The 24,189-nt window shown below is 60.2% G+C and carries 26 protein-coding genes and 2 tRNA genes; 11 read left to right on the top strand and 17 right to left on the bottom strand.

Going from position 1 to position 24,189, the window contains the following annotated elements; translation table 11 throughout:
* Positions 1-23: 23 nt before the first annotated feature.
* The gene (locus BN1241_RS07420) at positions 24-998 is read left to right on the top strand and encodes an aldo/keto reductase (RefSeq protein ID WP_054953011.1); all 975 of its coding nucleotides are present in this window, start codon (positions 24-26) and stop codon (positions 996-998) included.
* Here the strand turns inward: BN1241_RS07420 and BN1241_RS07415 are convergent.
* From BN1241_RS07415 to BN1241_RS07395, 5 genes are all read right to left on the bottom strand, one after another.
* Positions 995-1,522 (bottom strand): type II secretion system F family protein, encoded by a 528-nt coding sequence (locus BN1241_RS07415; protein ID WP_054953010.1) that lies wholly within the window; start codon positions 1,520-1,522, stop codon positions 995-997. The two genes, BN1241_RS07420 and BN1241_RS07415, sit on opposite strands and share 4 nt — an antisense overlap.
* A complete protein-coding gene (locus tag BN1241_RS07410) occupies positions 1,519-2,094 on the bottom strand; it encodes a type II secretion system F family protein (RefSeq protein WP_054953009.1) in 576 nt (191 codons plus the stop codon). Before BN1241_RS07410 ends, BN1241_RS07415 begins: the two co-directional genes overlap by 4 nt.
* 152 nt (positions 2,095-2,246) lie before the next feature.
* Positions 2,247-3,383 carry a TadA family conjugal transfer-associated ATPase gene (locus BN1241_RS07405; RefSeq protein ID WP_054953008.1) on the bottom strand — a complete coding sequence of 379 codons (1,137 nt, stop codon included), beginning with the start codon at positions 3,381-3,383 and terminating at the stop codon, positions 2,247-2,249.
* Complete coding sequence (locus tag BN1241_RS07400; protein WP_054953007.1) at positions 3,380-4,396, bottom strand: CpaE-like family protein; 1,017 nt, start codon at positions 4,394-4,396, stop codon at positions 3,380-3,382. Before BN1241_RS07400 ends, BN1241_RS07405 begins: the two co-directional genes overlap by 4 nt.
* Positions 4,397-4,458: 62 nt before the next feature.
* Entirely contained in the window at positions 4,459-5,259 is an 801-nt protein-coding gene (locus BN1241_RS07395; protein WP_054953006.1) for a hypothetical protein, read from the bottom strand.
* An 88-nt stretch (positions 5,260-5,347) separates the two neighbouring features.
* Between BN1241_RS07395 and BN1241_RS07390 the strand changes: the two genes are divergently transcribed.
* Together BN1241_RS07390 and BN1241_RS07385 are read left to right on the top strand one after the other, a co-directional pair.
* Positions 5,348-6,604 carry a YIP1 family protein gene (locus tag BN1241_RS07390; protein ID WP_054953005.1) on the top strand — a complete coding sequence of 419 codons (1,257 nt, stop codon included), beginning with the start codon at positions 5,348-5,350 and terminating at the stop codon, positions 6,602-6,604.
* A gap of 66 nt (positions 6,605-6,670) precedes the next feature.
* On the top strand, positions 6,671-7,591 hold the full coding sequence (locus BN1241_RS07385) for an alpha/beta fold hydrolase (RefSeq protein ID WP_054953004.1): 921 nt from the start codon (positions 6,671-6,673) through the stop codon (positions 7,589-7,591).
* A 66-nt stretch (positions 7,592-7,657) separates the two neighbouring features.
* Here BN1241_RS07385 and nth read toward each other — a convergent pair whose 3' ends face one another.
* Positions 7,658-8,338, bottom strand: coding sequence for an endonuclease III (gene nth / locus BN1241_RS07380; RefSeq protein ID WP_077138322.1), 681 nt, complete (start codon positions 8,336-8,338; stop codon positions 7,658-7,660).
* A gap of 106 nt (positions 8,339-8,444) precedes the next feature.
* Between nth and BN1241_RS07375 the strand changes: the two genes are divergently transcribed.
* Positions 8,445-9,122: a Crp/Fnr family transcriptional regulator gene (locus BN1241_RS07375; RefSeq protein ID WP_054953003.1), complete on the top strand. Its 678-nt coding sequence runs from the start codon at positions 8,445-8,447 to the stop codon at positions 9,120-9,122.
* An 81-nt stretch (positions 9,123-9,203) separates the two neighbouring features.
* On the opposite strand, the gene BN1241_RS07370 is transcribed toward BN1241_RS07375, so the two are convergent.
* From BN1241_RS07370 to BN1241_RS07365, 3 genes are read right to left on the bottom strand one after another with little or no spacing between them, the layout of a single operon-like run.
* Positions 9,204-9,680 (bottom strand): RidA family protein, encoded by a 477-nt coding sequence (locus tag BN1241_RS07370; RefSeq protein ID WP_054953002.1) that lies wholly within the window; start codon positions 9,678-9,680, stop codon positions 9,204-9,206.
* Positions 9,680-9,841, bottom strand: a complete 162-nt coding sequence (locus BN1241_RS12840; RefSeq protein WP_077138321.1) for a Sp36 family protein — start codon at positions 9,839-9,841, stop codon at positions 9,680-9,682. Before BN1241_RS12840 ends, BN1241_RS07370 begins: the two co-directional genes overlap by 1 nt.
* Positions 9,842-9,876: 35 nt before the next feature.
* Positions 9,877-10,203: a WhiB family transcriptional regulator gene (locus BN1241_RS07365; RefSeq protein WP_054953001.1), complete on the bottom strand. Its 327-nt coding sequence runs from the start codon at positions 10,201-10,203 to the stop codon at positions 9,877-9,879.
* Positions 10,204-10,435: 232 nt separating this feature from the next.
* Here BN1241_RS07365 and BN1241_RS07360 point away from each other — a divergent pair, with 232 nt between their 5' ends.
* The 3 genes from BN1241_RS07360 (at position 10,436) to BN1241_RS07350 (ending at position 13,771) form a co-directional block, all read left to right on the top strand.
* A complete protein-coding gene (locus tag BN1241_RS07360; RefSeq protein ID WP_054953000.1) occupies positions 10,436-12,745 on the top strand; it encodes a transglycosylase domain-containing protein in 2,310 nt (769 codons plus the stop codon).
* Positions 12,742-13,620: a metallophosphoesterase gene (locus BN1241_RS07355; protein WP_054952999.1), complete on the top strand. Its 879-nt coding sequence runs from the start codon at positions 12,742-12,744 to the stop codon at positions 13,618-13,620. Before BN1241_RS07360 ends, BN1241_RS07355 begins: the two co-directional genes overlap by 4 nt.
* A 74-nt stretch (positions 13,621-13,694) precedes the next feature.
* A tRNA-Pro gene (locus BN1241_RS07350) sits at positions 13,695-13,771 on the top strand.
* 148 nt (positions 13,772-13,919) lie between these two features.
* Here the strand turns inward: BN1241_RS07350 and BN1241_RS07345 are convergent.
* Both BN1241_RS07345 and BN1241_RS07340 read right to left on the bottom strand, forming a co-directional pair.
* The gene (locus BN1241_RS07345; RefSeq protein ID WP_147599325.1) at positions 13,920-14,309 is read right to left on the bottom strand and encodes a hypothetical protein; all 390 of its coding nucleotides are present in this window, start codon (positions 14,307-14,309) and stop codon (positions 13,920-13,922) included.
* 46 nt (positions 14,310-14,355) lie between these two features.
* Positions 14,356-15,087: a class I SAM-dependent methyltransferase gene (locus BN1241_RS07340; RefSeq protein ID WP_054952997.1), complete on the bottom strand. Its 732-nt coding sequence runs from the start codon at positions 15,085-15,087 to the stop codon at positions 14,356-14,358.
* Positions 15,088-15,219: 132 nt separating this feature from the next.
* On the opposite strand from BN1241_RS07340, the gene BN1241_RS07335 reads away from it, so the two are divergent.
* Positions 15,220-15,882 (top strand): helix-turn-helix domain-containing protein, encoded by a 663-nt coding sequence (locus BN1241_RS07335; RefSeq protein ID WP_054952996.1) that lies wholly within the window; start codon positions 15,220-15,222, stop codon positions 15,880-15,882.
* A 118-nt stretch (positions 15,883-16,000) separates the two neighbouring features.
* Here the strand turns inward: BN1241_RS07335 and BN1241_RS07330 are convergent, their stop codons facing one another.
* Positions 16,001-16,339: a P-II family nitrogen regulator gene (locus tag BN1241_RS07330; RefSeq protein WP_054952995.1), complete on the bottom strand. Its 339-nt coding sequence runs from the start codon at positions 16,337-16,339 to the stop codon at positions 16,001-16,003.
* Positions 16,339-17,661, bottom strand: a complete 1,323-nt coding sequence (locus tag BN1241_RS07325) for an ammonium transporter (protein WP_054952994.1) — start codon at positions 17,659-17,661, stop codon at positions 16,339-16,341. The genes BN1241_RS07330 and BN1241_RS07325 overlap by 1 nt, the downstream gene beginning before the upstream one ends.
* A gap of 370 nt (positions 17,662-18,031) precedes the next feature.
* Between BN1241_RS07325 and BN1241_RS07320 the strand changes: the two genes are divergently transcribed.
* Entirely contained in the window at positions 18,032-19,528 is a 1,497-nt protein-coding gene (locus tag BN1241_RS07320) for a DUF1846 domain-containing protein (RefSeq protein ID WP_054952993.1), read from the top strand.
* Between the two features lie 238 nt (positions 19,529-19,766).
* On the opposite strand, the gene BN1241_RS07315 is transcribed toward BN1241_RS07320, so the two are convergent.
* Positions 19,767-19,854: transfer RNA gene (locus BN1241_RS07315), tRNA-Ser, on the bottom strand.
* A 66-nt stretch (positions 19,855-19,920) separates the two neighbouring features.
* Complete coding sequence (tadA, locus tag BN1241_RS07310) at positions 19,921-20,352, bottom strand: tRNA adenosine(34) deaminase TadA (protein ID WP_054952992.1); 432 nt, start codon at positions 20,350-20,352, stop codon at positions 19,921-19,923.
* Positions 20,353-20,440: 88 nt separating this feature from the next.
* Between tadA and upp the strand changes: the two genes are divergently transcribed.
* The gene (gene upp / locus BN1241_RS07305) at positions 20,441-21,079 is read left to right on the top strand and encodes a uracil phosphoribosyltransferase (RefSeq protein ID WP_054952991.1); all 639 of its coding nucleotides are present in this window, start codon (positions 20,441-20,443) and stop codon (positions 21,077-21,079) included.
* A 129-nt stretch (positions 21,080-21,208) separates the two neighbouring features.
* Here upp and BN1241_RS07300 read toward each other — a convergent pair whose 3' ends face one another.
* Both BN1241_RS07300 and BN1241_RS07295 read right to left on the bottom strand, forming a co-directional pair.
* On the bottom strand, positions 21,209-23,020 hold the full coding sequence (locus tag BN1241_RS07300) for an MDR family MFS transporter (RefSeq protein ID WP_054952990.1): 1,812 nt from the start codon (positions 23,018-23,020) through the stop codon (positions 21,209-21,211).
* 125 nt (positions 23,021-23,145) lie between these two features.
* Complete coding sequence (locus BN1241_RS07295) at positions 23,146-23,814, bottom strand: copper resistance CopC family protein (protein WP_187117614.1); 669 nt, start codon at positions 23,812-23,814, stop codon at positions 23,146-23,148.
* 22 nt (positions 23,815-23,836) lie between these two features.
* On the opposite strand from BN1241_RS07295, the gene BN1241_RS07290 reads away from it, so the two are divergent.
* Positions 23,837-24,187 carry a rhodanese-like domain-containing protein gene (locus BN1241_RS07290; RefSeq protein WP_054952988.1) on the top strand — a complete coding sequence of 117 codons (351 nt, stop codon included), beginning with the start codon at positions 23,837-23,839 and terminating at the stop codon, positions 24,185-24,187.
* The last annotated feature ends 2 nt before the right edge of the window (positions 24,188-24,189 follow it).

Here is a 24,189-nt window from a genome sequence, read left to right as displayed (position 1 = left end):
GCACCCATCCGTAGACTTGGGGCATGGAACTACGTCGTATGGGAGATTCCGGTCTTACGGTCTCCACTGTTGGTCTTGGTGGTAACAATTTCGGTCGCAAGAACGCAGCCACAGAAACCCTGGAAGGGACCCGTGCGGTGGTCGAGGCGGCATTGGATGCTGGGATCACCATGTTCGATACGGCTGATATGTACGGCATGGAGCCGGGCCTGTCAGAAACCTTCCTCGGGCAGTCGCTTGGCAAGCATCGCTCCGATATCGTGATCGCAACGAAGTTCGGGATGGACATGAAGGGGCGCAACGGCAACGATTTCGGTGCCCGCGGCTCCCGGCGCTACATCGTGCGCGCCGTCGAGTCCTCTCTCGAACGGCTCGGCACGGACTACATCGACCTGCTCTACTATCACTCGGTCGACCCCAACACTCCGTTTGAGGAGACCCTGGCTGCCCTCGACGATCTCGTCACCGCCGGCAAAGTCCGCTACCTCGGACACTCCAACCTGTCGGGCTGGCAAATCGCCCATGCCGATCACCTCGCCCGCGAGCTGGGAACCCAACGCTTCATCGCATCCCAGAACAACTTCAACCTGCTCGACCGCAGGGCCGAACTTGAGGTCCTCCCGGCCTCAGCCCAGTTCGGGATCGGCGTTGTCCCCTACTATCCGCTCGCGAACGGACTTCTCACCGGCAAGTACACCGATGGGCTCGCACCGGACGGTTCGCGCCTCGCGGTGACCAAGCCGCAGCTGATGGAAACAACCGACTTTGATCAATTGCGGAAGTTCCGTGACTTCGCGCAAGCCCGTGACCTGACGGAACTCGATGTTGCCTTCTCGTTCCTCCTCGCCTCCTACCCGGTCGCCTCAGTTATTGCCGGCGCTACCAGGCCCGAGCAGATCACGGCCAATGCGAAGGCGGCAGGTTGGGTCCCGACAGAGGAGGACATGGCGGAGCTGAGCGAGATCTTCCCACCCGCACCGAAGGTCGCCCTGTTCTAGCCCCCGAGGAGTGTCATCCCCATCGAGATAATGACGGGGGCGACACCCAGCAGGAAGAAGGCGGGCAGGAAGCACAGGCCAAGGGGCAGGACGAGCCGAACCCCGAGCCTTGCTGCGGCTTCCTGCGCGTCCTTCATCCGCCTCGCCCGCACACTTGCCGCGGCACGCCGGAGCATGATGACGGGAGGGGCACCATCAACCCAGGCGGGTTCGAAGGCTCGCGCGAGACGAGCAAGCTTTCCCGAGGCCCCGTCCCAGGCTTCGTCCCATCCAGCTCCCATGAGCAGGGCTTTGCCGGCACGGATGACATCATCGGCTTCCGAGCCGGGAGGGAGGCACCGACCGAGCGCATCGAGCGTGGAAGGAATGGAGGCTCCGGAGGCGACGAGTGCCGTGGCCAGGTCGATCACCATCGCTTCGTCGACCGGCTGAGGCCGGGGCGGCGGTTCCGGCTTGGTCCGGGCAAGCCGCCTTCCGGGCCACCACATCATGGCGGCAAGGATCGCGAGGGCAAGAATGATCATGACTGCCTGCCGATCGCGCCTTCGGTTTGGGCGGTGCGCACCATCTTGCGAACAATGACGAGCCCAAGAATTTCGCAGGCAATGCCTGCGGCCAGGAAGATTCTTCCGAGCCCTGAACCGAGGAGGAAGCCGAGCGGGTCAACTCTCATCATGATCCCAAGCCCCAATCCGACGAGCGGTAACCAGGCGAGCATCGTTGCTGTCGACTTTGGGCCCTGGAGTGCGATTTCGCGAGCGGACTGGGCTTCGCCAGCCTCGGTCAGTCCCTCGGCGCATTCATCCAGCACATCGGCCATGGGGGCTCCGGTCTGCCAGGTGAGTCTGGTTGCCGCCAGCAAGGACGGGAGAGCCACTCTTGTGAGGTGAGATATTCGGGGTGCGCCCGTGAGAAATGCGCGCACCTCGGCCACCAACCCCACCTGGTTCTCAAGCTCCACAAGAACCCTCGGTGTGCCCTGCCGGTCGAGGACTGGAACCCGTTCCGGTAGTCCCGATCGTTCCAGGGAGAGCCGCCACGCCCGTTCCACCCCCATGCCCGCGCGCAGTCGCGTCGCGACTTCCGAGGCGAGCACACCGAGATCAATATCGTGTCGCTTTGGAAGTTTCAGAGGTTTCCTCGGCGGGCGTTCTCTCGCTTTTTGTGTGACCGTTAGGCGCCGGCTGAAACCTCCGGAAAGCAGCGCGCAGGCTAGGGATAGCCCCGCAAGAACCGCGATCATCGCATTCACGCGTCAAGTCCCAGGCGGCCGACGAGTTGCTCCCATGCTGGGCCTTTCTCCAAGCCATCAACTGCCATACTGACCGCTTTGGTTGAGACAAGATTTCTGCCTTGCCTGCTGAGAACCGAGATGTGGTCGATGCGCCTGCCTTTCGTGGTGCGGTTGATGTGGATGACCGCGTCGAGCGCTGCGGCTGCCTGCGCGGCAACCGTCTCCTCTGTCATCCCCGCGAGCGCCCCCAGTGCAACGAGTCGGGCAGGCACATCCTGGGCTGTGTTGGCGTGAATGGTGGCCCAGCCACCCTCGTGGCCGGTGTTGAGGGCAGCGAGAACGTCACGAACCTCGGCACCGCGGCATTCTCCGAGGATGAGGCGGTCGGGACGCATTCTCATGGCGGCGCGAACAAGGTCGCTCATGGAAACTTCGCCGGTGCCCTGCACGTTGGCGTGACGGACCTGAAGGTGAACGCAGTGCGGATGGGTTGGGCGAAGCTCGGCAGACTCTTCGATGATGACGATTCTCTCGTTCGTGGGGACGAGCCCGAGCAGCGCGGCAAGAAGCGTTGTTTTGCCCGAACCTGTTGATCCGGAGATCATGACGTTCGCTTTGGCGCTGATCATCGAGGTGACGATGCAGGCGAGGGGATCGTTGACTGTCCCGTAGCGGACGAGGTCATCCACCGTCAGCGCGATGGCGCGCTGGGTACGCAGGGAAATGAGGGTGCCTTCCGCTGCAAGTGGCGGGAGTACCGCGTGAAGTCTGACCCCTGAGGGAAATGTGCCGTCCACGATCGGGGAGGCATCGTCGAGTCGCTGACCGCAGGTAGCAGCCAGCCGCACCGCGAGCTTTCGTACTTCACCCGGGTCCGCAAGCGCTGTCGAATCGTGATTGATACGTTCGAGGCCGCGTCCGCGATCAATCCAGATACCTTCGGTTCCGTTGACAAGAACATCGGTAATGAGCGGGTCGTCCAAGAGTGGTTGGAGGACGGGGCCGGCACCCTCCAGTTGCTGGAGGATGCCTTGACCGACGGAGGCCACTGCGGCAATAGAAATCGCATCGGGTGATGCGCCGGCCAGGACGGAGGCGATCTCGTCACCGCCGACAACGGCTGCACGGGCCTCTTGAAGTGCCGTGCTCATTGCAGGACCCGCATCGCGATTCGCTTGATGTCCCGGGCTGATCCGGAGCGTAGCCGGTCCCCCGGTGTCATGCCGTGGGCAATATCGCCATCGAAGGTCCGTTCAAATCTCAGGGGGCATGCTTCCACGTCAAGCTGGTGTGCCGCATCATCAGCCTGCCCAACGCTCCTCACCCCGGCGATCACCGTTGTCGTGGGCACCGTGGGCGGGATGAGTGGGAGGATCGCGCGGGTCTGAGCGAGGTCTGTGATGTCGCTACGCGTAACGAGAATAAGGTGATCGAGCCAGGTGACGGTCTCGTGGGAGCTCGTGTTCTTGAGAAGTGCGTGTCGCGGGAGGTCAACGACCGTGACCGCGCTTGCTTGGGAGACGGCGGTCGTAACGCTCATGCCGGTGCGGTCTCCCGATGGGACGGCTCCTCGCCGGTCCCCACTGAGGACTCGCACGTCCTGCCATTCGGGCAGGGAGGCGACCAGCCTGCCGGGCAGGAGCGTACCCTTTTCCTTCGTTACGTCCGCCCACCGTTTCCCCGTGTCGGGCAGGCTCAAAAGAGTGTCATAGCCCGCGGAGAGCGGATCGAGATCGACGAGGCTGGCGCTGCCGTCCTGTGCGAGCTGGCGGGACAGCATGGCTGCAAGGACGGTTGCTCCCGCACCTCCGTGGCCACCCAGGACGCCGACGACGGTGCCGCGTTGGGTGGCTCCTGCCGCAACGAAGAGTTCAAGCAGGTCGGCGGGGTTGGTGCGGGGACTGACCGAAACTTGCTGGCCGGCGAATTCCGGTTGGAAGAGTTCATTGAAGCTGGCGAGAACCGATCGCGTGGTCCCCGACTCCTCGGTCAGGGTGAGGATCGCGGGCGGTGCTTCACCCTTCGGATCCACGGTCGCCGTATCGACCCCAGCAACGGTGGCGAGGCGCTCAATATCGGTTATGAGCTCGGCCGAGGATGCTCTGATGAGGACCGTGGCAAGCGGCTGCGTCCGAATCTTCCGGTGAGAAACCCTGTCATTCATGCCCCGAGTCTCCCGCCGGTTCCCCCGACCGGGATCGGACTGAACTTGGGCTGTGGATTTCTTTACGGGAGTTCGGGATCAGTACGGCCAGCAAGAACCGACTGGGAGATGCGGAGCGCTTCACTCATCGCGTCAACGAAACTGTCCGCAACCAGGGTGAACCACGCGACCATGCCCTCACTGTCACCCCGCTCGTAGTGGGCGAGGCCGTCTCGTAGGCTTTGAATGTCGAGGACCGCAATTCCGGTGGGTTCCAGTCCTCTCGATGTTGCCAGTGAGCGGACGAAACTGTCCCGGATGAATGAGTCACCGGGAACGGTCAGCGGATCGGTCAGCCACTGCCCGAGCAGGACCGACAGGACGACGATCGCGGGGGCTTTGGATTCGGCGATCGCCATGAGCAGTTCCTGCCGATTCAGATCGGATGGGGAGAGGATTCCAGCAGCGTTACGTTCCGAGTTGCTTTCCTGGGTGGAGGCCGCGTCTCGGTGCAGTCCGGCAAGAAGCGCTCTCATCGGAACCTGACGGGGTGGGGCCGTGTCCTTCGTGTTGAGGGGCGGCATCGAATTCACGGCGTCGATGTGGCAACGCCAGGCCGCGGCCGCAACAGGATCGTCCGGTTCGCCACGCCACGCAATCTGCTCCCGCAACGCCTGCGCTGTCACGTCCCTGCCCAGCATCGCGCACTCGCGGAGCACCCAGCGGACACTCGCTTCGGCACGCGCCCCTTCCCAGCCGCGCCGCAATCCGGTGGAGAAACGAACGGAACGCACGGCTTGAGCAACCCGGGTCCCGCATTCTTGCACGCCAGGCAGGGTCGCGAGCGTATCGAGGGCCGTTGCAACACCGTGAGCCGAATCCATAACTCTAAGGTAGGGTGCCGGGCGCGTGATCCACAAAATTGGGGCACATTCGTTATAGCGTCAGAACATAACGACGAGGAGGACACCAATGTCGACACCTACCGATCCTTATTCACGTCCTGATCACGAGGAAGGACATGACGACATTCTCGACCCGCTACCGCAGGGCGACGACAGCGAGCGCGAGGGAACAGACTCGCTTCCCGAGGTAGACGGCACCGGGGAGCCGGCCGCCGAGCAGTCGAATGTCGACTCGTCCCACGATTCGTCACAGGACTCCCCGTTCCGCACCCCGTACACGCGTAAGCACGATTCGCACGGCGGTGACGAGGCGCTTTCGGGTGGTTCCGAACGCGCCGACTCCTCCGTAGTAAACGATCATCGCGGGGACGCCAAGCTGTCTGATGAACCCGAGTTCACCGAGTCGGAAGCGGAGTCGACCCGCTCCTGGTCACCGAACTTCTCCGACGAACCGGATGCCGACACGGCTCCGAAGGAGACGGAACGCGATCGTTGGGAACGCGAATTCGGCAACACCGGTGGCACCGATTCGGTAGCTGACCGTGACGATGCGACCGTTGTTCGCGACACGAGTGATTCCGCTGATGCAACCGTCACGACTCCCGCCGCCACAGCCCCCGCAGAACGTACCGGTTCCTACCCCAACCGCACCTCGGTCTTTAACCGGGTGCCGGCTGACAGCAGCACCTCCGCCACGCCTGCACCCACGACAGTCTCCTCTCCTGCCACGGTGTCAACCCCACCAGAATCGCCCTACACCCGCCCTTCCTCCGAGTTCCACTACGAGGAACCCATCCCGGAGGAACCACGCGGTCGCGGCTGGTCTCACGTTGGCGTGTTTTTCGGAACGCTCCTCCTGGCCCCGCTTGCCTGGTACCTGATTGCGGACTCGGGCGTACGTCTCACGGAGATTGACGGGAACGCATGGTCGACGGGAACTGTTGACTGGCTGGTCGTCCTCGAACTCCTCGGAGCCCTGCTCTGTGTTGGGGTTCTGTGGTTCCTGGCCAGCTACTCCTCCGTTGGCCCAATCGTGATCGGTGTCATCCTGCTCGTGGCAGGGGCGCTCGCGATCTTCGCTCCGGCCCTCACTCAGGATCTGCTTGCCAGCAACGCCATGCAGTCCTTCGCAGGATTCAATGACTTCACGGGGAATGTTGGATATCACCTGACGAACTCACTGGCCACGGGCAGGCTCGCAGTCTACGGATTCCTCCTGCTCATGACCGGTGTTGTTTCGCATCAGGCACGCCGTCACGGCACCGAACGGGGCGAGATCACAGGTCGCCGCAGTGTCCTCCTGTCGAGGAAGAACGACTCCTAAGATATTCTCGAGCTATTGGTAGCGGGTGCGGGCACTGCCCGCACCCGCTTTTCTTTGAGGAGGATCATGCCTGCCGACAACTCGTGCGTGACGCTACCTGGACCCTGGCACCATCGTCTTGTGCGCGCCAGCGGGGCCCAGTTCCATGTGGCAACAGCCGGCACCCTCACCGAAGGCAAGCCCCTCATTGTTCTCATTCATGGCTTCCCCGAGTACTGGTATGCGTGGCGCAACCAGATCCCAGCGCTCGCCGAGGCAGGCTACGCGGTGGCTGCTGTGGATGTGCGCGGCGCGGGCGGAAGTGACCGGACGAGGGACACGTTCGACACGCCAACCCTTGCCAGCGACATTGTCGGCGTTATTCGCAGTCTCGGCGCCTCCCAAGCGGTTCTCGTTGGAACAGGTTCGGGCGGGGCGCTTGCCTGGGTTGCAGCTAGCCTGGCCCCCAATCTCATCACCGGCCTTGTCACGATCTCATCCCCGCACCCCATCGACACCTTCAAGCTGGGGCTTCATGTCACGTTCCGGACATGGCGGCACTACCTGTCCGCATTCCTCCCGCAGGTGGCCGAGCAGGCACTGAAGAAACCCACCAGGCTTAAGAAGCTCCTGGCGGAACTATCCGCCCCGGGTAACACGGGTGCGACCGAGGCGGTTGAGCACTACGCTGACGCCCTGCAACTACCCAATGCCGCGAAAACTCAGATCCACCAGTTGCGGTGGACGTGGGGGATGAACAGGAGACGTTCGGGACGGAAGTTTCTCAACCAAATCTCTCGCCCCCTCAACATTCCGGTCCTCACGATCCGCGGCGCCCTCGATCCGCTACTCCCATCGAGGGCGTGGGCCCAAACCACCAAGCATGTTGCCGGAGAGTACCGGCACGTTGTGCTTCCCAACACCGGATACCTCGCACACGAAGAGAATCCCGACGAGGTCCAGCGCCTCCTGATTGACTTCCTCAACAACCAGTCAGCAAAGGCGTAGTCACTTTTCGTTCACGCGGACCGACGATGTCCTCCCGCGCATAGTTCACACGGCGATATGAACTGCTCAGGCGGTAACAGGGTAGGACGGGCATAGGTCCGCGATCGGACATGCGGCGCAGTTTGGTTTGCGGGCGGTGCAGATTCTCCTGCCGTGGAAGATGAGTCGGTGGCAGGCCATGGTCCACTCCTCCTCGGGCAGCAGGTCAGCAATGTCGTTCTCGACTTTGACGGGGTTTTCTTCCCTCGACCATCCCAGCCTCCGCGCGAGCCTGCCGACGTGGGTGTCGACCGTGATTCCGGGGATGCCGAAGGCATTTCCCAGAACCACATTCGCGGTCTTCCGGCCAACTCCCGGGAGTTTGATCAGCTCCTCAAGGGAATTCGGCACCTCACCCCCGTGCTTTTCTACAAGCGCGGCACCGAGGCCCATGAGCGACTTGGCTTTGGCACGGTGGAAGCCGAGGGGTCGCAGGATTGATTCGAGTTCCTCCCGGTCAGCATCCGCATAATCTTCCGCCGCCGGGTAGGTGGCAAACAGTTCCGGCGTTATCGAATTAACCCGAACATCCGTGGTTTGCGCCGACAACACGGTTGCGACCAGCAATTCCAGCGGATTGGTGAAGTCCAGCTCACATCGAGCATCCGGATAATTCCTGGTCAGAGCGTCGTTCACGGCCACAGCCTGCTGCCTGCGAGCTGCCTTCGAGCGTGGTCTGGGCGGATAAATTTGCTTTTTAGCCGTCATATATTCATATTATGCACCTTGTCACATAGGGTAGTCTTATCTGTGAATTGCTAGGGCCGAGCCAATGGGCTTGGCGGCAAACAGCACTCAGGAAAGGTAGAAAGCATTGGAGACCAGCATCATCGCTTCGGTACCGCTGTTTGCGGGCCTGTCAGAGGAGGATCAGGCAAAGCTCACGGAGCTGATGTCTGAAGAAACCCTTCGCCGTGGAGAGGCTCTCTTCCACGAGGGTGACTCCGGAGATAACCTCTTCATCATCGTGGACGGCAAGATCAAGCTCGGACACGCATCGGACGATGGTCGTGAGAACCTCATCGCCATCCTCGGTCCCCGCGAAATCATTGGTGAGCTGTCCCTGTTCGACCTCGGTAAGCGCTCTACCTCAGCCACCGCTGTTGCACCGACTACCCTGCTGTCGCTCTCGCATGAAGACCTCATGGGCTTCATCGACAACCACCCGGACATGGCCAAGCACATGCTGCGCCAGCTTGCTCAGCGCCTGCGCCGCACGAACGAACTCATGGCCGACCTTGTCTTCGCTGACGTCCCCGGCCGTGTCGCCAAGGCACTCCTCGACCTGGCTGCCCGCTTCGGTGAGCGCACACAGGAAGGCGTTTACGTCGCACACGACTTGACGCAGGAAGAGATCGCCCACCTCGTTGGTGCATCCCGCGAGACCGTCAACAAGTCGCTTGCTGACTTCGTGTCCCGCGGTTGGATCCGCCTCGAAGGACGCGCCGTCACCCTCATCGAAATCAGCCGCCTCGAAAAGCGCGCCTCCTAAAACACATTTCCTGAGAACTAGATGGTGGTGGGGGAAGAGACAGATAGTCTCTTCCCCCACCACTTTCTTGATCTTGAGGGGCTAGTCGATGCGGGACTTGACGATCTGGCAGACGATCTCCAGCTCAACGGGGACGTTGAGGGGAAGAACTGCGACGCCGACTGCTGAGCGCGTATGCTTGCCGCCGGTTCCGAAGATATCCGCGAAGAGCTCTGAGGCTCCATTGATGACCTTGGGCTGATCATAGAAATCCGGTGCTGAAGCGACATAGCCGGTGACGTGGATGATAGAGGCGATGGAATCAATACCTCCAGCGGTTTGAGCCACCGAGGCGAGGGCGTTAAGTGCGCACAGGCGTGCCGCCTCGTAGGCTTCATCGAGCGAGACTTCGGCACCGACCTTGCCGGTCAGGGTCAGTTCGCCGTCTTTGAACGGGAGCTGGCCCGAGGAGCGGGCCATGTTGCCGGTGACCTTGGAGGGCACGTATGCGGCGAGCGGCGCCGCAACCGGGGGAAGTTCGAGCCCCAGTTCACCGAGTCGAGTACTGGGAGTAGCCACTAGCTCTCCTTCGGGCGCTTAAAGTAGGCGATCACGTTCTCGGTGCCCGCGGGTCCGGGCGAGATCGCAACAAGCTCCCAACCCTGGGAACCAAAGTTATCCAAGATGGCCTTGGTGTTGTGAATGAGAAGCGGCGCGGTCAAGTACTCCCATGTAGTCATGATTGAATCCTATCGAACAAACGGGAGCCTGGCGCCTACCTGTTGGATATTCTCGGGATTCGCCCAGCCCGCAACTCGACCGAGATCGGGTCCTGGGACGTGTGGAGACGGCGGTACCAGTTCTGTTCGTTCGGGAATCTGCGCTGCAGTGCGCGGCGTTCCCGCTCGGTCAATCCGCCCCACACTCCGTAGGTCGTATTCGAATCCAGCGCGTCCGCAAGGCATTCGAGCCTGACAGGGCAACCAAAACACACTTGGCGGACTTGGCGTTGGGCGGCTCCCCTTACGAAGAGGGTGTCCGGATCTACGTTTGAGCACGCAGCCTGCGCTGCCCATGTTTGGCCTTCTAACAACAGGGACATGTCTGCTCCTTCACCTGAGGCTTCATCGACTCTGGCGATATGTCGGTAATTACGTGACTGTCGTCACCTACTCCATTCAATATATCGGTTCACCTGGGAAAATGCGAAACAGTGAATCCATTTCTCCGATTTATATTGTGGACCCCGCTCACTCTGCCGCTGGTTGCGCCAATTTTGCGCAATGGCTAACGGTAACCAGACTTTAGGTGCGTAAGCCCTTAAACTCTTAACCATGCCTAGTTCTCAGAAGGCCCCACAGGCCGCACCCGGCAAGATTCTCGCGATTCTGCTTGCCTTCTTGCTGGCCTGTACAGCGGGCGGGTTCGCTCTCGCGGGGCTCGCCATGCCATTCGTGGCAACCACCGGCACGGCCTCCAATGCAACCACGACCCTTTTCGATGATCTGCCGACCGAGCTGACGTTCACGGAACCGTCCGAGCAGTCGGTGATTCTCGCTTCCGATGGGACCGAGCTTGCTCGGTTCTATGCCGAGAACCGGATCGTGATCGCCTCCGGGGATATTTCGCAGTATTTGAAGGATGCTGTGGTGGCGATTGAGGACGAACGCTTCTACGAACATAACGGCATCGACCCCCAGGGTCTCATCGGTGCCGCCTTCAACAACTTCACGGGCGGCAGGCTCGCCGGTGGTTCGACCGTGACCCAGCAGTACGTCAAGAACCTCCTCATTGAGGAGGGACGCAACTCAAACGATCCCGAACTGATCGACCAGGCTACGGAACGCACGATCGCGCGTAAACTCTCCGAGGCGCGGACTGCCATGGCGATTGAGAAGCAGATGACGAAGGATGAGATCCTCACCGGTTACATCAATATCGCCATGTTTGGCCCCTCCCAGTACGGTGCCGAGGCCGCCTCGCAATACTTCTTCTCCGTCCCCGCAAAGGATTTGACGATCCCGCAGGCGGCGATGCTTGCCGGTATCACCCAGTCCCCTGCTCGCTGGAACCCGATCTCCAATCCGGAGGAAGCGAAGACTCGACGGGACACTGTGCTCGCGAAAATGTACGAGCTTGACTACATCACTGAGCAGGAATTCCGTGACAGCGTCAATCAGTCAATTGACGACATGCTCAACGTTTCACGCCCCGTGAACGGTTGCGAGTCCGCAGGGATCTCTGTCTACTTCTGCGACTATGTCGTCAAGGACCTGCTGGCTTCCGACTCATGGGGTGAATCCCACGAGGACCGACTCAACCAGCTCTACCGTGGCGGTCTCGTCATCCACACAACCCTTGACCCGGCCAAGCAGCAGGCTGCGTACGATGCGGTGACCACCCACGTTCCCGTCAACGACCCCTCATCGGTGGAGATGGCAATGTCATCCGTCACCCCGGGGACGGGCGAAATCACGTCCATGGTCCAGAACACGAACTACGGTTCCGCGACCCCGGAGGATCCGAATGCGACAACGGTGAACCTCAACGTGGGGACGGACCGGGGCGGCGGCTACGGCTTCCAGTCCGGTTCAACGTTCAAGGTTTACACCCTGATCGAGTGGATCCGGTCGGGTCGTTCCGTCCAGGAACGCGTCGATGCTTCCCGAGACACGTACACGCGTGACGATTGGACGATCTCGTGTGCTCCCGAGCTTGCTGACGCCTACAATCCTTCCAACATTGAGGGCATTGGTTCGGGGATGATGACCGTGCTGGAATCCACCACGAAGTCAGTTAACCTGTCCTTCATTGACATGGCGACCCAGCTCGACCTGTGCAATATCACGGGTGTTGCTGAGCAGATGGGTGTGCGGTCCGGTAACGGTGAACCCCTCCAACCCCGCCCCTCCGCCGTCCTCGGCTCCAACAACGTGACCCCACTGTCGACCGCGAACTCGATGGCAACCCTCGCATCGGGTGGGATCATGTGCGAACCCATGTCGTTCACCAAGATTGAAAACCAGGATGGCGAGACGATTGCGGAAATCAGCCCCACCTGCAGCCGCGTCCTCGATGAGGAGGTGGCCGATACGACCACGGCGGTTCTGAAAACCGTGGTTGAGGATGGGGGTACTGGCTTCCGGGCCCAGGTTGCCGGCCACGAGGTAGCGGGCAAGACCGGTACCGCCAACATGGACTACCACGCCTGGTTCATGGGCTATACCGCCCACGAAGCAACCGCTATCTGGCTGGGTCACATGGAGGGGAACGTGTCGATGTTCTACACCACCATTAACGGCCAGTACAACGTCGAAGTGTACGGCGGTCTCTACCCCGCTCTCGCATTCTCCACCTACCAGTCCCGGATCCTCGAGGGAGTGGACCCCATTCCCTTCGATCTGCAGACCACTGACGGAACCGAGGGTGGAGCCAAGATCCTGCCCCAGGGCCGTGACAATCCCTCAACCCGAAGCGCCAATCCAGCACCAGCACCCGCCCCGGCACCGTCCCCGGAGCCTCCCGCTGACGAACCGTCCGAGGAGGCTGAGCCGGAGCCAGAGCCGGAAGAGCCCGCTGATCCACCCTCGGAGGAGCAGCCGCCACCACCGGAAGATTCAGAAAACTCGGAGGGCAACGAATGATCCGGACTCTTGCCGGTGTCACCGCGGCCGGACTCGGGGTTGCTGGCTGGTCCGTCTGGGAAGCCCGGCAGTTCCAGCGCTCCTTCCACCACCTGTCGATCCTGCCGGCTGGAATGGAGCCGGTCCGGATCCTCAACATCTCCGACATTCACCTCATGCCGAATGACGGGAAGAAGGTTGAGTTCCTTCGGGACCTGACCGACCTGAAGCCGGATGCAGTGTTCCTTACTGGTGACCAGCTGTCCTCAACCAAGGCCCTACCCTCGCTCCTGCGAGCTCTGAAGCCCCTCGCGGACCTCGGCATCCCCGGCGCCTTCGTGTACGGCTCACACGACTACTTCGCGCCGGTGTGGAAGAATCCCCTCAGCTACGTCATCCCGCAGCTCGCCTCCGAGGCGAAGGAACCGGAAGACCTGCCGCATGAAGCAATGGCTGAAGCATTGGTCGACTACGGGTGGACCGATCTGCGCAATGCTCGCGCGACGCTTTCGCTTGGTGGAACAGAGATCGGACTGGTTGGCGTTGACGATCCCCACATCGATCTCGACGACTACCCGACACAACCCGCATCATCGTTGCCCTTCACCATTGGGCTCACGCACGCGCCCTACTCCCGAGTGTTGAACCGGATGAACGACGATGGGGTGGGGCTGGCTCTAGCGGGCCACACGCACGGCGGGCAGGTCTGCGTCCCCGGTTACGGTGCGCTCGTCACCAACTGCGATCTTGATACGAAGCACGTGTCGGGAGTGTTTGGTTGGCCGATTGGCAAGCGGACCATGTCGGCCGCGATTTCACGCGGACTTGGCACCTCTCCCTACGCCCCATTCAGGCTCGCATGCCGCCCGGAGATCCAGGTGATCGACTTGGCGTGACCAAGTAGTCACCGACCAAATGCACGCTCTGTTTTTCGTTAGCCACCAACATTGGCTATTATGAATGAGTTGCACGGGGTGTGGCGCAGCTTGGTAGCGCGCTTCGTTCGGGACGAAGAGGCCGTGGGTTCAAATCCCGCCACCCCGACCATCGAGAAACGCTGGTACATCAACGAAAAGTTGGTGACTGGCGTTTTTCTTTTCCTCCGCTGGGAAGCTCTGGAAGGCGCCTCTGGCCTACTACAGGTTGCTAATCCGGGCTCTTACCTCAGCGAACTCCAGCACGCACTTCGCATCAATCACCGAAGTAGCCGGCTTAAACCGATGCGGTAGCCAAGGTTCATGGTGAACGCGAGTGGCAGGTTGAGAATTAGCCAGGGAAGTCGCAGGTCATACTCCCACCCCAGAACGGTCCCTTCTGGACTGCTGATGGCCGCGAATCTGATGGTGCCAACGAGCCACGACCCCTCCTTGAGGATCATGCCCCGCATGCTTTCACCACTCTTCTCAACATTCGCAATGCGCATGCGGTCCTCAAAGCGCAGCGGCCCCAGTTTTGTCACCGCAATGAACCGGTCGCCATGGCGAGAGACCGTCGTGAAAGGGACCCGATGCTTGTCCGCAGCCAGGATTCGCTCCACAACTTCCTGCACCGATAGTGAACTGACAAGCCGAAGACGGCACTTCAAGCGGGTCTCCTCGACGGGTTATTTGATACAGCTGGGAGCTTGCCGATCACGGCTTCTCCTCAGCCTCATGAAGGCTGGGCTTCTGCCATACGTGGAGGAGATAGCCGTAGCTGAGAGAGGTTCGATCCGGATTCTCACGCAACCACCTGTCTGCAAACTCGGGCGAGAATTCGAGGTGAAGGACGCGCTCCAGGTCGTATCTTGTTTTGAATTGCCAGCTACTCATGACCTCGATGGTGTCGGCACCGTGTTCTTCCCACCACGAGCGAGCATAGGTCGTGTTTCCCTGAAGGTCTCCGTAGGCACTTTCTCGCAGGAGGGCAGCAAACTCGCCTTGCTCGGTGTCGTTGTCGATGACGATAAGGCTGCCACCTGGCTTAAGCACCCGCGCGACCTCGACGAGTCCTGCCGTGGGATCGAAGTTCGGGTGAGGAAAGAAGTAGGCGAAGCGAGCATGCACAACGTCAACCGAGTTATCCGGTAGAGGCACGTGTTCAGCGGAGCCAGCAAGGACTGTGGCCCGGTCGGTGCGTGACCGTGCTGTATCGAGTAGTGACGGGTCGGGTTCAATCCCGTAAAGTTCAGCGGCCTCCTCGTATTTGGGTAGCCACCAGCCACTCCCGCACCCGAGGTCGACAAGTGTTTTTCCCACCCATGTGGCCTGCTTGACGAGTTCCTGCCACATCGAACCATTCGGGTCGATCGCAGCATTTTCAATGTCGTACAGCTCAGGATCGACGCCCTGGTTCCCAGAGGGAACAAAGTCAGTAAAGCTCACTCTTCTATCATTCCACCATGCACGTGCATACACCAGCGCCCCCACCACTTGGCACGGCAGGTGATATGTCCGAAATATTGATTATTTGTTTCTTGCCGTGATGAATGTTTCATGTTGGGATACAGTTGAGTGATGGCAAAGACTCCTGAAGTACCAGGCCAAGAAGCAAGCCCTCCGGTCGAGGGCGGTCGCCCCCTCATCCCCGAACGCACTCTCGAAAAATCAATCGGAGAACGGACGCGGGAGCTGAGGCTTGAGCGTGGGTTGACGTTGGCAGAGCTCGCTGAACGCGTTGGCATTGGTAAGGCCATGCTCTCGAAGATCGAGAATGCTCAAACCTCCTGTAGCCTCTCAACTCTTGCTGCTCTAGCCGAGGGTCTCGACGCTCCCGTATCGGCGCTCGTACGGGAGGCTGACACCGAGTCCCAGGCTATTCGCGTGGCCGCGGGAGAGGCTCCCACGATCGTTCGTCGCGGCACTAATCTCGGCCACCATTACCAGCTTCTTGGGGCACTGACGGGCCGTCAGAACATTCTTGAGCCCCTGCTTGTCACCCTCACTGACGAGTCAGAACCGTTCCCCATGTTCCAGCATACGGGAACAGAGTTCATCTACGTCCTCGAAGGTTCGATGGATTACATGCACAGCGGTGAAGCACACCGCCTCAACGCGGGCGACAGCCTGCTGTTTGATGCGGAGGGTGTGCACGGTCCCTCTACCCTCCACGAAACCCCCATTCGTTTCCTCTCCATCTTCACCTTCCACCAGGGACGCACCCCAGAACGTGGCGCGTAAGAAAATCACACCCTAACGCACTTGTGTTGAAGGACGATAAAGCGGTGGTCTTGAAGCGGATGCTTCCCGCTTCAAGGCCACCGTCCTATTAGGCCGCCTAGTCTTTCAGCCACTTTTACTAGAGGGCTTCGGTTCCGCTTTCTCGGGTGCGGATGCGGAGGGCTTGGACAATGTCGGTCACCCAGACCTTGCCATCTCCCACTTCCCCCGTACTGGCAGCACCGAGGAGGACGTCGAGAGCTGTATCGAGGTCTTCGTCTGGGACTGCGATTTCGATGCGGGCCTTAGCCAGGAAGTCCACCCTCATCTCACTCCCCCGGTAAACCTCCCTGTGGCCCTGCTGCCTACCATATCCCGCGCATTCGCTCACGGTCATGCCACTCACTCCGTGACGGACGAGAGCAACCTGGACTGCTTGGAGGGATGTTGGTCGAATGATTGCGGTAATGAGTTTCATCAGTTTTCCACCTTTGCTGGCGTCGTTGGGATGACAATAGAATGGCGGACGCTTCGGGAAGCGTAGCCGACCTGGCTCAGGTCATAGGCGGACTCAGCGTGCTCGGCAACGTCAATGCCGGCCTGCTCCACCTCCACAGGCACTCGCAGTCCGATGACGCGATCGAGGATCTTTGCGAGCAGGTAGGTGACGATAAAGCTGTAGGCGAGGACCGCAACCGCGCCGAGCACCTGGGCACCGAGCAGGCCGAAGCCACCGCCGTAGAAGAGGCCAGCCGATCCGTCGGGTGTGCTGGGGCTGGCGAGGAAGCCAATCGCCAGGGTGCCAACCAGCCCACCAACGAGGTGCACACCAACAACGTCCAGGGAATCATCAATTCCGATGCGGTACTTGAGCCCCACGGCCAGCGCACAAATCAAGCCTGCGAGGAGTCCGATGATCACGGCACCAAGGGGCTCAACGGAGGAAGCGGCGGGCGTGATGCCGACGAGGCCGGCGACGATTCCCGAGGCAGCACCGAGAGTGGTGGCATGACCGTCGCGGTTGCGCTCGACGAGCAGCCAGGCCAGCAGGGCCGAAGCCGGTGCAAGGAGCGTGTTGACCCAGGCGAGTGCCGCGACCTCGTTCGCCCCGAGTGCCGATCCAGCGTTGAATCCGAACCAACCAAACCAAAGAATGGCTGCCCCGGTCATGACCATGGTCAAGTTATGGGGGCGCATTGGCACCTTCCCAAAGCCCACACGCGGACCAATGACGACGGCGAGCGCGAGGGCTGCCGCACCGGCGTTGATATGGATCGCGGTGCCACCGGCGAAGTCGATTGCCCCAATCGTGTTGGCAATGAAACCACCATGCTCCGAGACCGTGTCATCAAACGCGAAGACCCAGTGGGCGGCCGGGAAGTAGACGATGACGGCCCAGATTCCCGCAAAAATCACCCAGGCCGAGAACTTCATTCGGTCCGCAACAGCGCCACTGACAAGTGCGACGGCGATGATCGCGAAGGCAGCCTGGAATCCAACAAATGCCAATGTGGGAAGGCCTCCCATTGACGCATCTGGGCCGAGCAGCTGACCGAGACCAGCGAAGTCCGTTGGGTTGCCAATAATTCCACCGATCGATTCCCCAAACACGAGAGAGAATCCAAAGAGAACCCACAGAACGCCTACCACTCCCATGGCAACGATCGACATGATGATCATGTTGAGCACACTCTTAGCCCGAACCATGCCGCCATAGAACAGCGCCAAGCCCGGAGTCATGAGGAGCACGAGCGCCGCACTCACCATCACCCAGGCTGTATCCCCTGTCGAGATTTCCATTTCCACTCCTTACATCCATCAAGCCTGTTTCCTGTAACGCAACTTGGTTGCCTCACAGGACAGTACGCTAAATTGAAACCGACCACACTGTCAACTAGAGAGAAACCTTGTTTCCTCTATCTCACATTTCGAGGCGCGGGACGGTCAATGGTCGTGGCGTAGCTTCAGGAAGTAAGAGCAAGAGAGTGGCGTGTTTATGCGAAATTACGAGGAAAATACGGGCAGTCTGGTTCGGATAATGCCTCCTGGAGAACTGCCGTGGGGAGGTGTTGCTGGCTGCGACTCACACGGTCAGACTTTCCAATACCTGAATTTTGGAACTAAGCTTTCAAAGGGCTCCCCCGTAAAGACATCGCGGAATTGAGCATGAATGACAGATACGGCAGTTGGCTTCGATAGTGCCAAGTACATTGAATTGCAGTCTCGGCACATTGCCGAACGCCAGGCAAGCCTGGGAGGAAAGCTCTACCTAGAAATGGGTGGGAAGCTTTTTGACGATAACCATGCGGCTCGCGTGCTTCCCGGATTCACTCCGGACAATAAGATTTCGATGCTGGAGACAATCAAGGACGAAGTTGAAATCGTCATTGTCTTGAACGCACTCGATATTCAGCGCCAAAAGATCCGTGCCGATCTTGGCATCACCTACGAAGAAGACGTGCTTCGCCTCGTTGACGTGTTCCGCGGCCGAGGGTTCCTTGTCGAGAACATTGTTCTCACCCAGGTTTCTGACGACAATCAGCAGGCCCGGTCGTTCCGTGCCCGCATGCAGCGCCTCGGCTTCAAGGTCTCCCGCCATCGCACCATCAAGGGCTATCCCACCAATCCGGATCTCGTGGTGTCGAAGGATGGTCTCGGAAAGAACGAGTACGTCGAAACGACGCGCGATCTCGTTGTCGTGACGGCACCCGGCCCGGGATCCGGCAAGCTCGCCACCTGCCTCTCACAGCTCTACCACGACCATCAGCGCGGCCTGAAGTCCGGGTACGCGAAGTTTGAGACGTTCCCAGTCTGGAATCTGCCCCTCGATCATCCCGTCAACCTCGCCTACGAATCGGCGACGGCCGACTTGGATGACGTCAACATGATCGACCCGTACCACCTGTCCGCGTACGGCAAGCAGACCGTCAACTACAACCGCGATGTCGAAGTCTTCCCGCTCTTGTCGCGACTGCTCGAAGAGATCCTGGGCAAATCCCCCTACAAGAGTCCGACGGACATGGGGGTGAACATGGTCGGGTTCTGCATTAGCGACGATGAGGTGTGCCGCGAGGCCTCCCGCCAGGAAACGATCCGCCGCTACTACAAGGCCCTCGTCAACGAGACGCGCAACGATCTCGCCCCCGACGAGTCCGACCGGATCGCAATTGTCATGGGGAAGCTTGGCATCTCCCGAACCGACCGACATGTCGTTGAACCCGCCCTCAAGGTCGAGAAGAAAACAAAGGCTCCCGCGGCCGCAATAGAGCTCACAAACGGCACGATCATCACCGGTAAGACCTCCGAACTTTTGGGCTGCTGCTCCGCCCTGCTCCTGAATGCGTTGAAGGAGCTTGCCGGAATCGATGAGTCGGTCCAACTCCTAGACCCCACATCCATTACCCCGATCCAGGACCTCAAGACGAAGCACCTGGGAAGTGAAAACCCCCGACTTCACACGGATGAGGTCCTCATCGCGCTCTCCGTCTCGGCCGCATCGAATCCCGATGCGAGGCGGGCCCTTGCCGAGTTGCGCAACCTCCGCGACTGCGATGTTCACACGACGACGATCCTCGGCTCGGTTGATGAGGGGATCTTCCGGAACCTGGGTGCCCGCGTCACCTCGGAACCCGTCTACCAGGTGAAAAAGCTTTACCGTAAGCGGTAGGTGTTGGGTGCCGGGAACAACAGACTGCGACCCGGCACCGACCACCCACATACCCAGCTACCCGACACACAGTTACTTCTTGAAGCTAAGCAAAAGCCAATTCGGGCCCACGTTGCCCAGGCTTACAGGCACGCAGGCAGTTAAGGCCCAATTTTCTTGGAAGTACTGTAGGGGTACTGCAAGCCTCAAATACAAGTAACCCCTGGGCTAACAAACTGTTGCTATACCAGGGGAAACGTGGCGGTGGAGGTGGGATTTGAACCCACGGTAGCTTTCACTACACAGCATTTCGAGTGCTGCACCTTCGGCCGCTCGGACACTCCACCATCGGTCATTCAGACTACTTTGATTCGGCTCGATTCTACAAATTGGGGAACATAAATGTGGTGGATCTATCGGGACCGCTCGAAGTAGTCACGGAGCTGTGCAGAGCATTCTTCTTCCCTAACACCACCAATCACCTCGACCTGGTGGTTGAGCCGGGGGTCCCGCAACACATCGCGCACGGATCCGGCGGCACCAGCTTTCGGGTCCCACGCCCCGAAGACCACCGAGCTGGCACGGGAGAGGACAATAGCACCGGCACACATCGTGCACGGCTCGAGGGTAACCACGAGCGTGCACCCCTCCATCCGCCAACCGCCGCGCACTTTCGCCGCTTCTCGAAGGGCAACGATCTCGGCGTGACCGGCTGGGTCGTGCTCTGATTCTCGAACGTTATAGCCGGTTCCAATGACGTTTCCGTCGGGATCCAGGACGAGTGCACCAACGGGCACATCACCGAGTTTTTCGGCCTGGGAGGCGAGTTGAAGGCAGGTGAGCATTGGCCCGTCAAAGGCTTTTAGCCGTTCTGCACACATTTGGGACCTCAGATATCTGCGTAACCTACATTCCTCAGTTAGATTAGTTGACATGAGATTGCAGGTCGTCGACCATCCACTAGTTGCCCATAAACTTACCGTCCTCCGCGAGAAGACAACACCGTCGCCGGTGTTCCGTCAGCTCGTTGAGGAGCTCATGACGCTGCTTGCCTACGAGGCAACGCGCGACATTAACGTGGAAGAGATTGAGATCGAAACTCCGGTCGCGAAGACCGTCGGTACCGGCCTCACCCATCCCTCCCCGCTCGTTGTTCCGATTCTGCGTGCCGGTTTGGGCATGCTGTCCGGAATGGAACGAATCCTGCCAACCGCCGAGGTTGGCTTCCTGGGCCTCAAGAGGGACGAAGAGACCCTCGAGGCCATCACCTACGCCAACCGCCTGCCGGACGATCTGTCGAACCGTCAGTGCTACGTACTGGACCCGATGCTGGCAACAGGCCACACCCTGATCGCTTCCATCGACTACCTTCTCGAGCGCGGAGCTAAAGACGTCACGGCAATCTGCCTACTTGGCGCACCCGAGGGCCTCAAGACCCTCGAGGAGCACATCGGTGACCGCGCAAACGTCACGGTTGTTCTCGCGGCGGTTGACGAGCGCCTGGATGAGAAGTCCTACATCGTTCCCGGCCTGGGCGATGCTGGTGACCGCCTCTACGGTGTCATCGACTAGTCCAAGCCATCTCGGTTCTTCCTCCAGGTTTAGCGCGAATGCTGCACCAGCAGGGAGAACTGACATCTTCAATGCAGGTGAGCGGCCCAATCTGGGCCGCTCACCTGCATTCTCAACGTTTTTCAGAGATCACTTCTCGTTCTTCTTACCTTCAAGATTGCTGTTCTCAACCACGACATCACTGGGCTCTGATCGAGAACCCGGTCTGTCAGAGTCGTTGGCGAGCGAGGCCGTGGTGTACTGGGCGTTACTCGGTGACGATTCTGCTAACGAGCCCGCTTCTTCTGTCTCTTCCGAGGCCACGGTGTCAACTTCAATTCGTGGCATTTCGCCCGTGACCGGTTCGAGTGGGATGGGGTTGCCGGTGGTGATCTGCGAGGCCTGGGCTTCGTCTTCCCGGAGGGTTTTGTGGACCTTCTTTTGGATATCGACCGTGTCGCGCAGGGAGGTGCCCTTCATGAGGATCGTCGAGATGGCACCGATGACAACGATGATGGAGGCGACGGCAAAGACTGCCCAGAGGGAATTACCGAAGCCGGCGCGTGCAATGTCCTCAACGGGGTCGGGGAGGGCAGCGAGGTCGAGGGAACCGGCGGCGTTGCCCGGCACCTTCGGCATCTCCCCCAACCTGTCAACCATGTAGGAGTTCGTTGCGGCACCGTAGCTGGCGCCAAGGACCTGGATGCCGACCGCGCCACCGAGACTACGGAAGAAGGTCACGGTTGAGGTAGCGGCACCCATCTGGCTCAGCGGGACGGAGTTCTGCACTGCCAGGACGAGGTTTTGGTTGGCAGCACCGAGTCCCCAACCGATAATGAAGAACAGGACTGCGAGGATCAGGAGGCTGGTGTCCTGCCTGACGAAGCAGAGCCCGAGCGAGCCGATCGACAGGTAGACCATACCGGAGACGACGTACTTCTTCCACACTCCGTTGCGGGTGATGAGCTGCCCGATCCAGGTGGAGGCGATGACGATGCCGACCATCATCGGGAACGTGAGGAGGCCGGCCACGGTGGGCGAGTAGCCGCGCCCGTACTGGAAGTATTGGCCGAGGAACACGTTCGCTCCGAACATGATGGTGCCGGCACCGATTGAGGCAATGATCGCAAGAACCGTGTTCCGGTGCGCCATGATCTCCATTGGCAGGATCGGTTCCGGGCTCTTCTTTTCAACGAGGATGAAGATGATCGTGGCGATAATCGCGAGGATGATGAGGATGATTGCGGCCGGATCGGTGAATGAGGTGCCGCCACCAACGAGGGAGACCCACAGGAGGAAGGAGACGGCGGCGATCGCCATGAGTGCGGCACCGGGGATGTCGAGGTGCACCTTGCCGCGGCTCATATTGGGCAGGTTGAGTCTGCGGGAGATGACCCAAATGGCGGCCATCATGAAGGGGATTGTTGCCCAGAAGCACCAGCGCCACCCCATCCACGGAGTATCAACGATGAGTCCACCGAGGAGCGGGCCGGAGACGGTGGCAACCGCGATGACTGCACCCATGTAGCCGTTGTAGCGGCCGCGTTCGCGGGGCGGGATCACGGTGGCCATGATGACCATGGAGAGCATGACCTGCATGCCCATTCCCAGGCCCTGCAGAACACGGAACGCGATGAGCATCTCCGGTGTTTGGGCGAGTCCGCAGAGGAGGGAGGAGAGGATGAACATGATCATCGAGATGATCAGGAGCTTCTTCTTGTCGTACAGGTCGGCGAGCTTGCCCGCTAGGGCAGTCATGACCGTGTTGGCGAGAATGCCGGAGGTGAGGATCCACGTGTAGTGGGTTTGATTGCCACCAATTTCGGCAACGATGACGGGCATCGCGTTGCTGACGATCGTGTTCGCGAGCATGCCGATGAACTGGACGAGCATGAGGCCCGTGAGAACGGCAAGCACTTCCCGATGCTTCTTTTCAGCAACCTCTGCTTGCTCTGGAGTCATCCCTCGATAGGCCCGTATTGAGGTTAGATCCCGTTCCCGCTTCTTCACATCTCTCCTAATCTACTCAGCCCACATACCCTACTCCTCCGGCTCGAAAAGGGACATAGCTAGAAATGGAGAGTTCGCTAACTCTGGCGCTGGGATACGGCCCGGTAGATGATGACACCCAGTCCGAGCACGGCAATCACGATTCCGCCCCACAGGAAGACTGAGGACAGGCCGCTGGAATCATCTTCGGGCCCCGGCTCCACTTCGTCAGAAATCGGGATGATTTCTTCGGTGCCTTCTTCTGCCTCGCCTTCGACGGCAGCATCTTCATCGGCGTCGGCATCCTCAGGTGCTCCGGTTTCGGTTTCCTCCCCGGGTACCGCACCGGATTCCTCTGCCGGTTCAGTTTCTTCCGCGGCCCGCTCTTCCGAGCCCGCGGCTCCGACGGTCACGGTGAAGGACGTTTGACCGTCAATCCGGTGCCCATCGGATGACACAACAGAATAGACGATGGAGTAGTCGCCGGCTTCAAGTTCGGGCAGGGGCACGATGAGGTCCGAGCCCTCGATCGAGACGGCCTCCGTGTCAATAACGGTGTCGCCCTGCTGGACGACGGCCTGGGGTTCAATGTCCATGAGCTGAGCGGAGAAGGTCAACACTGCCTCTTCAGGTGCCGTCTCAACTTCGCTCCCATCGTCGGGAGTGACACTAATAAGCGTGTCGTGAGCATGAACGGGGCTAACGGTCAGGAACAAACTTCCCAGTACAGCAAGAACAAAAGCGAAGGCAGAGTTTCTTCTCAACATTCTTTCACCGTACCCTAGGTCTATGGCTATTCCACAGAATCCGGGACCGCTCGTCACCACGGACCTCAATGCTGACGATCCCATCCCGGAGGGATTCACTCTCATTGACGTTCGCGGTGAAGATGAGTGGGACGCTGGGCATGCTCCCGGCGCCCTCCACATTCCCCTTGACGAACTCGCCGACCGCATCGACGAGATTCCCGACACCGACATCATGGTTGTCTGCCGCCTGGGTCGCAGGAGTGCCCAAGCAGCCGAGATCCTCGCAGACCACGGTATCGATGCCTGGGACCTGTCCGACGGTATGGCTTCCTGGCAGAACCACGGGCTCCCCCTCGTATCGTCCGATGGTGACATCCCCACAATTGCTTAAGG

Source organism: Flaviflexus massiliensis (assembly GCF_001375495.1).
Taxonomy (GTDB): Bacteria; Actinomycetota; Actinomycetes; order Actinomycetales; family Actinomycetaceae; genus Flaviflexus; species Flaviflexus massiliensis.
This window is presented reverse-complemented; position numbering and strand designations above follow the sequence as displayed.